General features: G+C 73.0%; 15 protein-coding genes and 2 pseudogenes. 9 read left to right on the forward strand and 8 right to left on the reverse strand.

Annotated features, from left to right (window positions below; all coding sequences use genetic code 11):
- The first annotated feature begins 18 nt into the window (after positions 1-18).
- Positions 19-132, forward strand: coding sequence for an alkyl sulfatase C-terminal domain-containing protein (locus ACFWTC_RS24950; protein WP_384074636.1), 114 nt, complete (start codon positions 19-21; stop codon positions 130-132).
- A 65-nt stretch (positions 133-197) separates the two neighbouring features.
- Here the strand turns inward: ACFWTC_RS24950 and ACFWTC_RS24955 are convergent.
- A pseudogene (locus tag ACFWTC_RS24955) lies at positions 198-899 on the reverse strand (chitinase); the annotation flags it as partial.
- Positions 900-1116: 217 nt separating this feature from the next.
- Between ACFWTC_RS24955 and ACFWTC_RS24960 the strand changes: the two are divergent.
- A complete protein-coding gene (locus tag ACFWTC_RS24960) occupies positions 1117-1266 on the forward strand; it encodes a hypothetical protein (RefSeq protein WP_383930716.1) in 150 nt (49 codons plus the stop codon).
- A gap of 51 nt (positions 1267-1317) precedes the next feature.
- Here the strand turns inward: ACFWTC_RS24960 and ACFWTC_RS24965 are convergent, their stop codons facing one another.
- On the reverse strand, positions 1318-1797 hold the full coding sequence (locus tag ACFWTC_RS24965; protein WP_383930713.1) for a DUF2269 family protein: 480 nt from the start codon (positions 1795-1797) through the stop codon (positions 1318-1320).
- Positions 1798-1889: 92 nt separating this feature from the next.
- On the reverse strand, positions 1890-2573 hold the full coding sequence (locus tag ACFWTC_RS24970; RefSeq protein WP_384074595.1) for a DJ-1/PfpI family protein: 684 nt from the start codon (positions 2571-2573) through the stop codon (positions 1890-1892).
- A gap of 228 nt (positions 2574-2801) precedes the next feature.
- On the opposite strand from ACFWTC_RS24970, the gene ACFWTC_RS24975 reads away from it, so the two are divergent.
- The 4 genes from ACFWTC_RS24975 to ACFWTC_RS24990 all read left to right on the forward strand — a co-directional run bounded on the left by ACFWTC_RS24975 (position 2802) and on the right by ACFWTC_RS24990 (position 6698).
- On the forward strand, positions 2802-3755 hold the full coding sequence (locus ACFWTC_RS24975) for a GlxA family transcriptional regulator (protein ID WP_383930707.1): 954 nt from the start codon (positions 2802-2804) through the stop codon (positions 3753-3755).
- A 93-nt stretch (positions 3756-3848) separates the two neighbouring features.
- Positions 3849-4682 carry a PP2C family protein-serine/threonine phosphatase gene (locus tag ACFWTC_RS24980; protein WP_383930704.1) on the forward strand — a complete coding sequence of 278 codons (834 nt, stop codon included), beginning with the start codon at positions 3849-3851 and terminating at the stop codon, positions 4680-4682.
- Between the two features lie 62 nt (positions 4683-4744).
- Positions 4745-5746 (forward strand): MASE1 domain-containing protein, encoded by a 1002-nt coding sequence (locus ACFWTC_RS24985; RefSeq protein ID WP_383930751.1) that lies wholly within the window; start codon positions 4745-4747, stop codon positions 5744-5746.
- Positions 5747-6350: 604 nt separating this feature from the next.
- Entirely contained in the window at positions 6351-6698 is a 348-nt protein-coding gene (locus tag ACFWTC_RS24990) for a MazG-like family protein (protein ID WP_384074599.1), read from the forward strand.
- A 1192-nt stretch (positions 6699-7890) separates the two neighbouring features.
- On the opposite strand, the gene ACFWTC_RS24995 is transcribed toward ACFWTC_RS24990, so the two are convergent.
- Both ACFWTC_RS24995 and ACFWTC_RS25000 read right to left on the reverse strand, forming a co-directional pair.
- Positions 7891-8196: a VOC family protein gene (locus ACFWTC_RS24995; RefSeq protein ID WP_384074602.1), complete on the reverse strand. Its 306-nt coding sequence runs from the start codon at positions 8194-8196 to the stop codon at positions 7891-7893.
- Between the two features lie 299 nt (positions 8197-8495).
- Positions 8496-8891, reverse strand: a complete 396-nt coding sequence (locus tag ACFWTC_RS25000; protein ID WP_383928219.1) for a RidA family protein — start codon at positions 8889-8891, stop codon at positions 8496-8498.
- 138 nt (positions 8892-9029) lie between these two features.
- Here ACFWTC_RS25000 and ACFWTC_RS25005 point away from each other — a divergent pair, with 138 nt between their 5' ends.
- From ACFWTC_RS25005 to ACFWTC_RS25015, 3 genes are read left to right on the forward strand one after another with little or no spacing between them, the layout of a single operon-like run.
- Positions 9030-10031 (forward strand): helix-turn-helix transcriptional regulator, encoded by a 1002-nt coding sequence (locus ACFWTC_RS25005; RefSeq protein WP_384074605.1) that lies wholly within the window; start codon positions 9030-9032, stop codon positions 10029-10031.
- A 7-nt stretch (positions 10032-10038) separates the two neighbouring features.
- On the forward strand, positions 10039-10353 hold the full coding sequence (locus tag ACFWTC_RS25010; protein WP_383928137.1) for an NIPSNAP family protein: 315 nt from the start codon (positions 10039-10041) through the stop codon (positions 10351-10353).
- Between the two features lie 29 nt (positions 10354-10382).
- The gene (locus ACFWTC_RS25015; RefSeq protein ID WP_384074607.1) at positions 10383-12494 is read left to right on the forward strand and encodes a prolyl oligopeptidase family protein; all 2112 of its coding nucleotides are present in this window, start codon (positions 10383-10385) and stop codon (positions 12492-12494) included.
- Positions 12495-12542: 48 nt separating this feature from the next.
- Here ACFWTC_RS25015 and ACFWTC_RS25020 read toward each other — a convergent pair.
- The 3 genes and pseudogenes from ACFWTC_RS25020 to ACFWTC_RS25030 all read right to left on the reverse strand — a co-directional run.
- Positions 12543-12871, reverse strand: a pseudogene (locus ACFWTC_RS25020) (aldo/keto reductase); the annotation flags it as partial.
- A gap of 26 nt (positions 12872-12897) precedes the next feature.
- Positions 12898-13467: a fasciclin domain-containing protein gene (locus tag ACFWTC_RS25025; RefSeq protein ID WP_383928142.1), complete on the reverse strand. Its 570-nt coding sequence runs from the start codon at positions 13465-13467 to the stop codon at positions 12898-12900.
- Positions 13464-13904 (reverse strand): UBP-type zinc finger domain-containing protein, encoded by a 441-nt coding sequence (locus ACFWTC_RS25030; RefSeq protein WP_384074610.1) that lies wholly within the window; start codon positions 13902-13904, stop codon positions 13464-13466. Before ACFWTC_RS25030 ends, ACFWTC_RS25025 begins: the two co-directional genes overlap by 4 nt.
- Between the last annotated feature and the right edge of the window lie 23 nt (positions 13905-13927).

The raw sequence follows: 13927 nt of genomic DNA on the forward strand, positions 1-13927 counted from the left end.
CCGCAGCTGCTGGCCGTCCTGGGCGGACAGGAACCGGACGGCGTCACCAGCACCGGCGACGCGGGCGCGCTGGCCCGGTTGAGCGCCGCCCTCGACACGGCCGACACCGGCTTTCCCATCGTCACCCCCTGACGCGTCCGCGCTCCGGTACGAGGGCCGAAGCGCGGAACGGCGGGACGGCGGAGCGGCGGTACGGGTCAGCCGGTGAAGCCGGCCGTGATGGCGGTGAACTGCCAGTCGCTCTGGGCGATGCCGGAGCAGGTCTCCTGCAGCCCGCCGCCCGGGCAGCCGCGGTCGCGGTTGACCGACCAGAAGGCGAGCCGGGCGATGTGGTGGGAGTTGGCCCAGTCGCGGATGCCGGTCCAGTTCTGGACGGTGGTGGTCTCCTGGGTGTCGCTGATGCCGTTCATGCCGGAGATGCCGATGTGCGCGTAGGCCGTGGCGTCGTCCCAGCCGAAGGTGGACTTGAGCTTGGTCCTGAGGCCCTCGGTGGCGCTGACGGTGCTGGCGTACATGTCCGTCGAGGCGTTGCCGAAGTCGAACGGCATGATGGTGAAGACGTCGATGTCGGCGCCCAGTGCCTTGGCCTGCTCGATCAGGCGGTTGCCCCACGAGGTGGGACCCGTGGCGCTGGTCCCGAAGGTCAGGATCGTCTTGAGCCCCGGGTTGTTCTGCTTGACGATCTTGAGGGCGCCCAGGACGCGGTCCTGGACCACCGCGTTCTCGAACTCGTCGGTGTTCTCGATGTCGACGTCGATGGCCTTGAGACCGTACGCGTCGATCACCTTCTGATAGGCGCCGGCCAGGGCCTCGGGGGTGGCGCAGTTGGGGCCGAGCTTGTTGCCCTGCCAGCCGCCGATGGACTGGACGATGTCGCCGCCCGCCGCCCGGATCGCGTTGACGTCGCAGGAGTCACCGGTCACGTCGGATCGGCCGCAGCGCGCGCCCTCATCGAGCCGGGCGAGCCGCGTCATCGTCCGCTCGCAGGAGAAGGCCGCGCCCTGGCTCGCCGACGGAGCCGCGGCGGGCCGACACCGCCGCCCTGACCGAGGCCCTTACCGGGGCGGTAGGCGCCTTCCTCATGGCGCCGAGGCGGCGGTCGCGGCGTTCACCGGGATGGGGTTCCCGCCCGCCGTCGCGGAGCTCTACGCGGAGATGTACGCCGGCATCGCCTCCGGCCGGGTGGGCTTCGGTGACGGCGCCAGCGTTGAGCGCGGCACCACGACACCGGCGGAGTTCCTGGATCCGGTGCTGCGGGCCGGCTGAACCGTCCCCGGCGGGCGGCCGCCCGGGGTTCCCGCCCCGCGACCCCCGCCCTCAGGCGCCCGTGGTCGAACCCGGGCGGACGATCATCAGTACGGTCACGGTGGCCCAGAGCAGGTTGAAGACCCCCGTGTACATCCCCAGCCGCCCCGCGGCCCGCCGCACGGCCGCGGCGTCCGGGCCGCCCCCCGTGCCGTCGAGGGCGTCCAGCAGGCCGCTCTGCCGCGGCAGGACGAGCGCGGCGAGCACCGCCGCGGCGGCGACGGTCAGTGCGATCGACGTCAGGAGCCAGGGACTGCCGAGTACGTGGAGGCTGTTGGCGGTCGCGAGGCCGAACACCGGTACGGAGACCGCGACCACGGAGTAGACCTGGCAGATGCGGTGCAGGGTCAGCACCGTGGCGCGGGCCGCCGCGTCGTCGGGCGCCGCCAGGGCGCGGCGGGCGGCGGGCGGGAACATGCTGGCCGCCACGGTCACGGGACCGATGGTGATGATGGCGGCCAGGACGTGGACGGTCAGGAGGAACTTCGTCATGGGGGTCGCGGTGCTTTCGCTGGGCGCCGGGCGCGACGGTCGGTGACGGCGGGGTCGGTGACGGCGGGGTCGGTGGGGTGGGGTACGGGCCGTCAGAAGCCGGCGGGCACCGGCCCGGCGGCACGCCAGACGGTGCCCCGGCGCTCGTGGGCGAAGAGCTGCTCCACGGCGTGGGCGATCCGGGGGCCGAGCTCGCGCTCCAGCAGGTAGAGGCCCAGGTCCAGGCCCGAGGTGACGCCCGCGCCCGCCACCAGGTCTCCGTCGTCGACCACACGGGCGTCGACCGCGATCACGCCGGACGCCTCCAACAGGCGCAGGCCGAGGTGGTTCGTCGTCGCGTGCCGCCCCTCGATCAGCCCGGCCGCGGCGAGGAGCGCGGAGCCGCCGCACACGGTGGCCACGATCGCACCGGGACGCTCCAGCGCCTCCCTGAGGAGGGCCGGCAGTCCCGTCCGCACGGCGCGGGCGAGCAGGGCCGGGACGGAATCCCCGCACCCCGCGCCGTCGAGGTCCGGGGCGTCGGGGTCCGCGCCGTCGCCGAGCGGACCCACTGCTCCCGGGACGAGGACGAGGTCCACGCGTCGCGGGTCGAGCGCCGCCGTAGCCCGCAGGGTGAGGAGCCCCGAGCCGCTGGGCACCTCGCGCGGGCCCTCCGCCGAGACCAGCTCCACCCGGAGCGCGCCCGGCGCGGCGACCCCGCCGGCGAACAGGACCTCGTAGGGGGCGACGACGTCCAGCGGGTCGAATCCGTCGAACAGCACGATCTGGCACAGCATCCGGAGCGGTTCCTCTCTGTGGGCACCGGTGGGGATCCCCCGGTGACGGCGCCGCAACCGGCGCCGACACCGACCGTAGTCAGCGGCGTGGTCGCGCTGTAGTGGCTGGAATGCCAGATGCCAACGGGTTCTGGCCAAGAGCTGCGGCAGACACCTGACCTGGGAAGAAATGCCTTCGGGTGGGCCGCAATGTCGGATTCCAGTCCGGTGGACCCCTATGGTTGGGCCATGCACACCGTGGCCGTCCTCGCCCTGGACGGGGTCATCCCGTTCGACCTGTCCACCCCGATCGACGTCTTCGGGCGCACCCGGCTCCCCGACGGCCGCCCCGCCTACCGCGTCCGCGTCTGCGCGCCCGCCGAGGAGGTCGACGCCGGAGCCTTCACCCTGCGCGCGCCCTGGCCGCTGGCCGCGCTCGACGAGGCGGACACGATCATCGTCCCCGGCGTGGGCGACCCCTCGGCCCCCGTCCCCGACGAGGTCCTCGACGCGCTGCGCCGCGCGGCCGCCCACGGCACCCGGCTCGCCTCCATCTGTACGGGCGCCTTCGTCCTGGCCGCCACCGGCCTCCTGGACGGGCTGCGGGCCACCACCCACTGGCTCGCCGCCGCCGAGCTCGCCGCCCGCCACCCCGCCGTCGACGTCGACCCCGATGTGCTCTACGTGGACAACGGCCGGCTGCTCACCTCGGCCGGGGCCGCCGCCGGGCTGGACCTGTGCCTGCACCTGATCCGGTCCGACCTGGGCTCGGCCGTGGCCGCCGACGCCGCCCGGCTGGCCGTCATGCCCCTCGAACGGGAAGGCGGCCAGGCCCAGTTCATCGTCCACGAGCAGCCACCGGCCCCACGCGGCTCGGTGATCGAACCCCTCCTGAGGTGGATGGAGGACAACGCCCGCAGGGACCTGACCCTCGACGACCTCGCCGCGCGGGCGGGCATGAGCATCCGTACCCTGAACCGGCGCTTCCGCGAGCAGACCGGCACCTCCCCCCTCCAGTGGCTGCACCGTGCGCGGATCCGCCAGGCCCAGTACCTGCTGGAGACCACCGCGCACCCCGTGGACCGGATCGCCACCCAGGTCGGCTTCGGGTCGCCCACCGCTTTCCGGGACCGTTTCAAGCGCCTCGTCGGTACCAGCCCCCACGCGTACCGCCGTGCCTTCCAGGCGGCCCGCAGCGGCTGACCGCCGCTCGCGGTGTGATTGTCGGGCGGTCGAAATATGATGAGGCGGGGTTTCGTGCCGGGGCCCCGAAGCGGACGTCCCTCGGAGCGCTCCATGACCTCCCATAAGTCCACGCGGTCGGAGACCGCGGACGACTTGCTGACACGGCTCGGGAGGCTGACCGCCCAGGCCAGGGAGGGAGCTGAGCTCCACCAGGCCCGGGTGGAGCTGGCCGAGGCACTGCAGCGCGAGATCCTGCCCGCCTCCCTTCCCGCGCTGCCGGGGCTGCGCACGGCCGCCCGGTACGCACCCGCCCGACACGGCCTGAGCGTGGGCGGCGACTGGTACGACGGATTCCGGCTCCCCAGCGGCGCCCTCGGCTTCTCCATCGGCGACGTGGAGGGCCACGACGTCGAGGCGGCGGCCTTCATGGGACAGGTCCGCATCGCCGTACGCGCCGTGGCCGCCTCCGCCGCCGACCCGGGCGAGGTGCTGAGCCGGGCCAACGAACTCCTGCTGTCGGTCGACTGCGACCTCTTCGCGACCTGCACCTTCGTCCGCTTCGACCCCGTGACCTGGGAGATCCAGAGCGCCCGCGCGGGCCACGTGCCCGGCGTCTGGGCCACGACGAGCGGAGAGTACGGCGTCGTGGAGGACGAGGGAGGCCTTCCGCTCGGCATGCTGCCGGGCTCCGAGTACCCGGTCACCCGTCTGCCGCTGACGGCCGCCGGCTCGTTCGTCCTGGTCACCGACGGTGTGGTGGAGGGCCCCTCCTTCCCGATCGAAGCCGGACTGGCCCGGGTGGCCGAGGTGATCCGGGAGGGCGCCGGCGCGGACCCCGGCGAGCTCGCGGCCGAGGTGATGAAGGTGGCCGACTCGACCGGCCACGAGGACGACGCCGCGGTGCTCGTGCTGCGGCACGAGGGCGGTCCCGTCCGGATCGGGTGACGCGGCGGGCGCCGTAGCGCGTGTCACGCGCCGACGGCGACCGCTGACTGTTGTCTGATGCAGTGATGCGCACCGAGGGCTTCCGACGTCTGTTACCGGCTGTGCTTCGGATCGTCGCCGTGGCCGCCGCCTACTACGCGGGCGGGCGCATCGGCCTGCTCCAGCAGGTGGTCGTCGAGGGGGCGGTCGTCACGCCGCTGTGGCCGCCCACCGGCATCGCCCTGGGCTGCCTGCTATGGCTGGGCCTGGGCGTCTGGCCGGGAATCGCGATCGGCGCCCTGCTCGTCATCCAGTCGATCAGCCCCGTCGACCCCGTCGGGCTCGGGATCGTCGCGGGCAACACCCTCGCCCCCGTGTGCGCCTGCCTGATGCTCCGGCGCGTCGGCTTCCGCATCGAGCTCGGCCGGCTGCGCGACGGCGTCGCCCTGGTATTCCTCGGCGGATTGGTGCCGATGCTGATCAGCGCCACCGTCGGGGCGGGGCTGCTGGAGCTCATCGGCGCCCTGCCGGACGGCGGGTTCTGGACCGTGTGGTGGACGTGGTGGGCCGGTGACGCCATGGGCGTGCTCGTGATCACGCCCCTGCTCCTGGTGCTGCGCAAGGCCCGCCTGCCGCTGGAGATGTACCGGTGGGCCGAGGTGTGCGCCCTGGCCGTGTCCGCCGTCGGGATCACGCTCCTGGCGACCAGGAGCGACCTGGCGGTGCTCTTCCTCGTCTTCCCGCTCCTGATCTGGGCCGCCCTGCGCTTCCAGCTGGCCGGCAGCGCGCCGTGCATGCTGCTGGTGTCCGTCCTGGCGAACGCGGCAGCGATCGGCCGGCTCGGCCCGTTCCGCGACCACACGCTGCTCCAGGGCATGGCCAACCTCCAAGCCCTCAACGGGGCCGCCGCCCTGACCTCGCTGCTGCTGTCGGCCCTCGTCACCGAGCAGAACACCATCCGGCTCCGCATCGAGCAGGCGTGCCAGGACCTGGCCGAGGTCGTCGAACAGCTCGCCTCCGGACGGGTGTCTCACCGCTGGCCCGTACCGAGGGAGCCGGACGAATCCCGGCCGGACGGCGGCTAGCCGACCGCCCGCGGGGAGGCGGCCGCCAGGACCCGGACCGTGACGAGCCTGCACGCACGGTGACTCCGCAGGCTCCGCCGGGAGCGGCGGCGATCTCCTCGACGGGCGGGTAGCGCCGAGCCTCGGCGTCCAGGACCTCGGGGGCGGACGCGTACGGCCAGAAGTCGCTTACCAGCTTCGGGTCGCAGGTCAGGGCGACGGCAGGGCCACGGGTGACGCGCCGCATCTAGCGCAGGATCGCGGTCACGTCGCTCCACCGGTGGACGCCGATGGTGCCGTGGTGGGCGTCACCCGCACTTCCGTCCCTGGTGCGTGCGTTCGTGATCCCTACCTCGCCTCGCGAGCAGGAGCAGGGGGCACCGCCCCCGCGCCACGGGGGTGGGTCGCCGCCGCCCTCGGTTCCCTCGGACTGCCACGGCCACCGAGATCGCGTCCTCGTATCTCGTATCTCGCATCTGCGAGACGGGTCCCGTGAAGCGGCGCGCACATCACTGTCGCCTCCGCCGAGTCTGCGGTAAGTGCGGTCGGAGGATGTGTCCCCCGTCCCGGCGCGGGCCGGCAGCGGTAGAGTCCTTGCGCCGCTGACAGGAAGGCACCGCCCATCGTGACCACACCCGACCCGTGGGACGTCATCAGTGCCCTCGCCGCCCGGTTCAACGCCGCCGACGCCGCGCGCGGCATGCCGCCCGAGGAGAGTCAGGTGCTCCAAATCCTCAAGATCGGCGAGGAGTTCGGGGAGGCGGCCCAGGCCGTGATCGGAGCCAAGGGCACCAACCTCCGCAAGGGTCGCTCCCACAGCTGGGAGGACGTCCACGACGAGGTGTGCGACGTGATCATCACGGGCATGGTGGCACTCGCCCGGATGCGTCCCGACGCGGCGGCCTACTTCGCCGGGCAACTCGACCTGAAGGCGGGCAGGTTCCTGCCGGCTCCGGGGGAGGGCGGCGACTGACCGTTGCCGTCGGCCGCCGCTTACCGCTGCCGGGACGGCCACCCGGTCCCCCTGCCATGTCCGGTCGTATGGCGCGCCCGCGTACGCGTGTGTTCCGACAGCGCACAATCGCGGCCCGCGGAAAGCGAACTCGTCCTCCACGCAAAGCTGCTGGGACAGGTCACCGCCATCCGCTTCAGCCGCCGCGACCCGCTGGCCGACCTCACCGCCACCTGCCTGCGCCGCATCGCCCGTCACCAGGGCCGCCGCGCGCCCCACCCCGGACCCGGCGGGCCGGCCAGCCGTCGAACTGCTGCGCGCCCTGCTCGCGGCACGCCTCGGCGACCACCGCCTCGCCTCGGCGCCCCTGGACGACACCCTGCACCTGCGCATCCTGGAGTACGCCCGCACGCCCGCGCTCACGGGCACGGCGTGACTGTCCCTCTCTGCCGTACGGAGGTGTCATCTACCCATGCCGCAAAGTCTGTTGCCGCCCGATGAACGCCCTCCTCCGGGTCTGGTGGGCCTGCAGGTGACCCAGGGCCGCGGACCGGGTTGCTCGGGTGACATCCCGGGCCCGGCCGGCGGTGAGCGTGACGATCCGTACGTCGACCTCCCGCGGGCCGGTGTCCCCGCGGCGGCCGATCCGCAGTGCCCCGCGGAGCCGGGCGTCCGGTCCGGGGTGCCCTGGTCAGTGTGCCCGCCCGGTCTCCCGGGCGTGGCGTGGTCGCCGGGTCTTCTCGGCGGGTGCGTCACAGCCGCCGTCAGCCGGTGTCCATAGAAGTGACAGCACACAGCACGGCGTCGCTTCCCGCGGCGCCCGGAGAAGGGACCTACGGACATGACCACTCAGCAGACAGTCCCGTCGCCGAAGCCGAGCCCCACCCGCCGGGCGGACGGGCCTGAGACGGGCACGACCGGCATCTCCCTCGGCAAGGCCGGTACGGACGAACCGGCCGGGACGCGCGGGAAGACGTTTATCGCCGATGTCGTCGTGGTCAAGGTGGCGGGCATCGCGGCACGGGAGATCCCCGGCGTGCACGACATGGGTCAACGACGTCCACCTCCCCGAGGACGACCACCAGCCGGCGACCGACGACTCCCGCGTCGGGTAGCCCACCGTCACCGCGAACGCGCGCCGCGGCGCCCGCTACTCGGGGCTGTGGCAGACCGCCTCCACGTTGTTTCCGTCGAGGTCCCGGACGAACGCGCCTTAGTACGCCGCGTGGTACTCCGGCCGGACCCGGGGGGCGTGGAGGACCTCCGCGCCCGCGGCGACCGCGGCTGCGAAGAACGCCTCCACCTGCGTGCGGTCGGCGGCGGCGAACGCGACATGGAGCTCGCGGGCCGTGCCTTCCGTCGTCACAGGGCCGATCCAGAACCGCGGCTGCGTCGTGCCCCAGCCGATCACCTGGCCGAAGTCGAGCAGCCGCGTGCTGCCGAGCGGTGCGAGGACACGGTCGTAGAAGGCGGCCGACGCCGCCGGGTCCGCTACTTGGAGCGCGATGTGGTCTAGCATGCCTCCGATCGTGGCACACCGGCGGAGACGGCTCTGCCGAGACGCCGTAAAGGATGTGCGGAACGGCGTCTGAATTTGCCGACTTCCTGCCGATGACCCGAAGACACGGCTCAAAGCGCCGGTCGCGGGGAACCGTCACAGGGACGTACCGCCGCCGACCCCGTACGAGGCGCCGCCGCCGAGGAAGCCGATGCCACAACGCGACGCTGTGGTTCACGCCCTGGGCCGGGGTCGCCCCGTACGCTCCCGTTCCTCGTCCCCGTCGGACCGGGACGAGGAACGGGTACGGGGCAGGCGCGTCAGGCGACGGCGGTGCCCTCTAGTTCGACCGTCTGGCCGGGAACGGCCAGGCGCGTCACCCCGAGCATCGTGGTGGTCGGCGCCACCCCGGCGGCGCCCAGCCTCGCCGCCAGCAGGCCGTAGTGCCGGAAGAGGAGATCGACGTCCGTCGTATAGACGTTGAGCCGGACGAGGTGGGCAAGGGACATGCCGCCCTCGCCGAGCACGGCCTCCAGGTTGTCGATGCTCAGCGTCAGCTGAGCCGCCATGTCGCCGTCGTGCAGGGGCTTGCCGTCGCGACTCATCGCCGTCTGCCCTGAGGTGTACAGGGTCCGGGTGTGCCCGGAGACCACCTCGCCCTGGTTGAAGCCCATGTCCGCCGACCACGTCACCGGGTTGACCGCTGTTCGTTCCACTGCCATGTCAGCTCCATTCGATCCATTGGGAGTACGCACGTCCACCGGCCCTCTCGGCGCGCCGGATCCGACGCCGTGAGGACGAGCCTCGCAAGGAATCACGACACCCTCTGTCGTGTATGTCGATAGAGTTCTCGCATGCGCGCCGACCGGTTGGTCTCGTTGGTCCTGCTGCTGCGTCAGCGCGGCCGGCTGACCGCGGACACCCTGGCCAAGGAGCTGGAGGTATCCACCCGGACCGTCCTGCGCGACATCGAGGCGCTGTCCGCCGCCGGCGTCCCCGTCTACGCCGAACGCGGCCGGCACGGCGGATTCGCGTTGTCGCCCGGTTTCCGGACCGAGCTCACCGGTCTGAACCACGACGAGGCCCTCGCCCTGCTGACCGCCGGATCGGGGCGCGGCGAGCTGGTCTTCGGTCTCGGCTCGGCGCTCGCCTCGGCCATGCGCAAAGTGGTCGACGCCCTGCCCGAAGGCCACCGGGCCACCGCGAGCGACGCCGCCCAGCGCTTTCTCGTCGACCCGGAGACCGACCTGCTCTCGCGCCGGCTGGTCTCCGAGGAGGTACCCGGCACCACCATGATCGAGGTCCGGCGCGCGGTGCTCGCCGGACGCAAGCTGCGCATCCACTACGCGGCCACCGGCCGGCCACCGCAGTGGCGCACGGTGGACCCGATCGGGCTGGTCACCGTACGCGACCGGGCCTACCTGCTGGCCACCCGGGAGGGTGAGGACCGCACCTACCGGCTCTCGCGGGTGCTGGCCGCCGAGGAGCTCCCCGAAGCGGCCCAGCGGCCCAACCGGGTCGATCTGGACCGGATCTGGCGGGAGCGCTCCGCCCGGTTCCTCTCCGGCAGCGACCACATCACCGTGCCGGTACGCGTGGACCCGGCGCGCCGGGAGGAACTGCTGGACACCGCACTGGCCGTCCGCGCCGAGGAACCCGGCGCGGACGGATGGCTCCGGCTGGACGTGACCTTCCAGGACTTCCGGCACGCCGCATGGGCGCTGTGGCAGCTCGGTACGGACGCGGAGGCCCTGGCCCCCCGGTCCCTGCGCACCTCACTGCGCGACCGCGCCGCCGCGGTCGTCGCCCGCTACGGAGACCCGTCGCCGGAGAGCGAGCCGCGGCGCCCGGCATGATGGGGCCGTGATCACCATTCATCTGAAGTACGAGATCGACGTCGACAAGCTCGCCGACTTCGAGGAGTACGGGCGCCGCTGGGTGCGACTGGTCGAGCGGTTCGGCGGCACCCACCACGGCTACTTCCTGCCCAGCGAGGGCGACAGCGACATCGCCTACGCCCTCTTCTCGTTCCCCGGGTTCGCCGCCTACGAGCAGTACCGCACGGACAGCATGACCGACCCGGAGTGCCAGGCGGCCTTCGACCTGGCCCGTGACACCCGCTGCATCAAGCGGTACGAGCGGCGCTTCCTGCGGCCGCTCGACGACGGTGTCCGCTGACCGCGCCCCGGGTGCTGCACAATCGGCGGATGAGCGACGAAGACCCCCACCTCTGGCTGGAAGACGTAACCGGCGAGCCCGCCCTCGCCTGGGTGCGCGAGCGGAACGCCGAGACCGTGGAGGCGCTGGCCGGAACGCCCGGGTTCAAGGTGCTGGAGCGCGAGGTGCGCGAGGTGCTGGACGACGCCGACCGGATTCCGTACGCCGTCCGCCGGGGCCGGTACCTGTACAACTTCTGGCAGGACGCGGACCAGGTGCGGGGCGTGTGGCGGCGGACCAGCCTGGAGGAGTACCGCAAGGACCGGCCTGACTGGGAGACCGTCCTCGACCTGGACGCGCTGTCCGAGGCCGAGGGGCAGGAGTGGGCCTGGGCCGGGAGCGACGTCCTCGCGCCCGACCACCGCCACGCCCTCGTGATGCTCTCGCGCGGCGGCTCGGACGCCTGCGTGGTGCGCGAATTCGACCTCTTGGCACGGGAGTTCGTCCGGGACGGGTACGCCGTCCCCGAGGCCAAGACCCGGATCGGGTGGATCGACCGCGACCACGTGTGGATCGGCACGGACTTCGGCCCGGGCTCGATGTCCGAGTCCGGCTACCCCTTGCAGGTACGCCGCTGGCAGCGCGGAACGCCCCTGGCGGATGCCGAACTCGTCCACCAGGGGGAGTCCTCGGACCTGTCGGCCGACGGCTGGCACGACCACACGCCTGGCTACGCCAGGGACTTCGTCTCCACCCACCTGGACTTCTGGAACAGGCGCCTGTTCCTGCTCCGCGGCCGAGAGGAAGGGCAGGGGGAAGGCCGGGCAGAAGCAGGCGGCGCCGACGGCGCGGGCGGGCACCTCGTGCCGGTCGACGTGCCGGACGACGCGGTCAAGTACGTCCACCGCCAGTGGCTGATCGTGACCACCAAGTCGCCCTGGCTCGGCCACGCCGCCGGCACCCTCCTCGCCTTCGACTTCGACGCCTACCAGGCCGGGGCTTACGCGGACGGCGCCCGCGAGCCCGCCGTGCTCTTCGCCCCCGACGAGCACACCGCACTGGCCGGCCACCGCTGGACCCGCCACCACCTGATCCTCGCCACCCGCGCCGACGTCTCCTCCCGCCTCGAACTGCTCACCCCCGGACCGGACGGGCACCCGTGGGCCCGGGCACCCCTGGCCGACGTGCCGCCGCTCTCCACCGCGTCGGTGATCTGCACCGACCCCGACGAGAGCGACGAGTTCTTCCTGGCCGTGTCCGGGTTCCTCCAGTCCGCCACCCTCTACCGGGGCGAGGCCGGCGGCCCCGGCGAGACCCTCAAGCAGGCCCCCGCCCTCTTCGGCACGGCCGGGCTCGCCGTGCGCCAGCACTTCGCCGCCTCCGCCGACGGCACGCGCGTCCCGTACTTCGTGATCGGCCCCGAGGACCGCCCCGGCCCCGGCCCCACGCTGCTCTACGGGTACGGCGGCTTCGAGGTCTCCCAGGTCCCGCAGTACAGCCCGGTCATCGGACGGGCCTGGCTCGCGCGCGGCGGAACGTACGTCGTCGCCGGCATCCGGGGCGGCCGCGAGTACGGGCCCGCCTGGCACCAGGCAGCCCTCGGGGCCCACCGCGTCCGCGCCTTCGACGACTTCGCCGCCGTCGCCCGGGACCTCGTCGACCGCGGCATCACCACCGCACCCCAGCTGGGCATCGAGGGCGGCAGCAACGGCGGCCTCCTGATGGGCGCGATGCTCACCCGCCACCCGGACCTCTTCGGCGCGGTCGTCGCCCACGTACCGCTGCTCGACATGCTCCGCTTCCACCGGCTGCTCGCCGGAGCCAGCTGGATCGCCGAGTACGGGGATCCCGACGACCCCGCCGACCGGCCGCACCTGATGGCGATCTCCCCGTACCACCAGGCCCGCGCGGACGTCCCGTACCCGCCGCTGCTGCTGCTCACCTCCACGCGCGACGACCGGGTGCACCCCGGCCACGCCCGCAAGATGGCGGCCCGGCTCCGGGAGCTCGGCCAGAGCGTGCTGTTCCACGAGCACCTGGGCGGCGGCCACGCCGGGGCCACGGACCACCGGCAGACCGCCTTCAACAAGGCCCTCGTCCACAGCTTCCTGTGGGCACGGCTGACACCGCCGCACCGCCGGCCGGAGCCGACCGCGTCCTGAGCGGCGGCCCGCCCCGCACCGCACCGACCGCGCACCGGGGCCGGCCGCTCAGCCCCCGTGCGGCGCGGTCAGCAGGGCCAGCTCCTGCGGCGAGAGGCGCAGCCCGCCCGCGGCCACGTCGTCGGAGAGGTGCCGCGGATCCCCCGTGCCGCGGATCGCCAGTACGTGGGGCCCGCGCGCCGGCGTCCAGGCCAGCCGGACCTGGGCCGGGCTCACCCCTGCTCGGGGGTGGCGCCGATGCCGTACTGGTTCTGCACGCACACCACGGGCGCGATGGCCAGGGCCTCGGTCAGGTGCTCGGGCCGGACGTCGGAGATGCCGAGGTGGCGGGTGAGTCCCGCCTGGCGGAGCGCGGCCAGGGCGCCGAAACGCTCGGACCCCGGAGGCCCGGGGTCGGACCCGATCAGGTCGTCGGCGGCATGAGTACGCTGTCGGCCATGTAGACGGTCGCGTTGGCGGTCCCGACGTCGCCGCACACCACGTTGGCGGTGCCGTTGACCTCGTAGGACACGCCCGATCCACTGGTGGTGAGCTTTCCCTTCTCCAGCGTCGTGAAGGAGCCGGACTCCAGCTGCGCCGGGGTCAGCTTCTCGCCCACCACGTGGTAGGTGAGGATCTTCGTCAGCTGGGCCTTGTCCGCGAGGACCTTGGCCAGGTCCGCCTTCGGGATCTTGGCGAAGGCCGCGTGGGTGGGTGCGAAGACGGTGATGTCCTGCGCGTTGTTCAGGGTGTCGACCAGTCCGGCCTGCTTGACGGCCGCGACCAGGGTCGACAGTTCCGGGTTCTGGGAGGCGGCGGTGGCCACCACCGCCTTCGCCATCGCGTCGAAACTGCCGGAGCCGTCCTTCGGTACCGACGCGCACGCCGGTCCGAACGGGTCCAGTACGGTCGCGGAAGCCGACCCCGCGCCGAGCACGGCGAGGGGCAGGAGCGCGGCGGCCGCCGTCACGACGACGGTGCGGTGGGTGTTCATGACTTCTCCCCGCCCCCGAGTGGCGGGACGGGCGCGGCGCCCGGGTCGTGCGGCGCCGTGCCGCTCGTACCCCCTGCTTCGCCGCGACCGGGTCGTACGGATGCACCCGGGCCGCGGGCGCCGGGACCGGCCGGCCAGAGGAACACGTGGTCCTCGTAGCACCAGGCCCACTCCTCGCCGGCTTCGGCCGAGCGGGCGACGGCATGGCTGGTGCGCTCGGCGTGGGACCAGGCGTGCTTGCCGCGGGAACTATCGCAGCATCCGATGTTTCCGCAGGTCAGACAGGTGCGCAGATGGACCCACTGCTGTCCTGCGGCCACGCATTCCGCGCAGCCAGGGGCGCGGTGCCCCGTACTCTCGACGTCCTCCTGGTCCAGGTGGGCGCAGTGCCCGCCCTCGGGCCTTCCCGCGTCGTAAGCGACCGTCCAGCGCTGCATCCGATCTCCTTCACGGCTCCCGC

The sequence above is a fragment of the Streptomyces sp. NPDC058619 genome (assembly GCF_042717785.1).
Classification (GTDB): domain Bacteria; phylum Actinomycetota; class Actinomycetes; order Streptomycetales; family Streptomycetaceae; genus Streptomyces.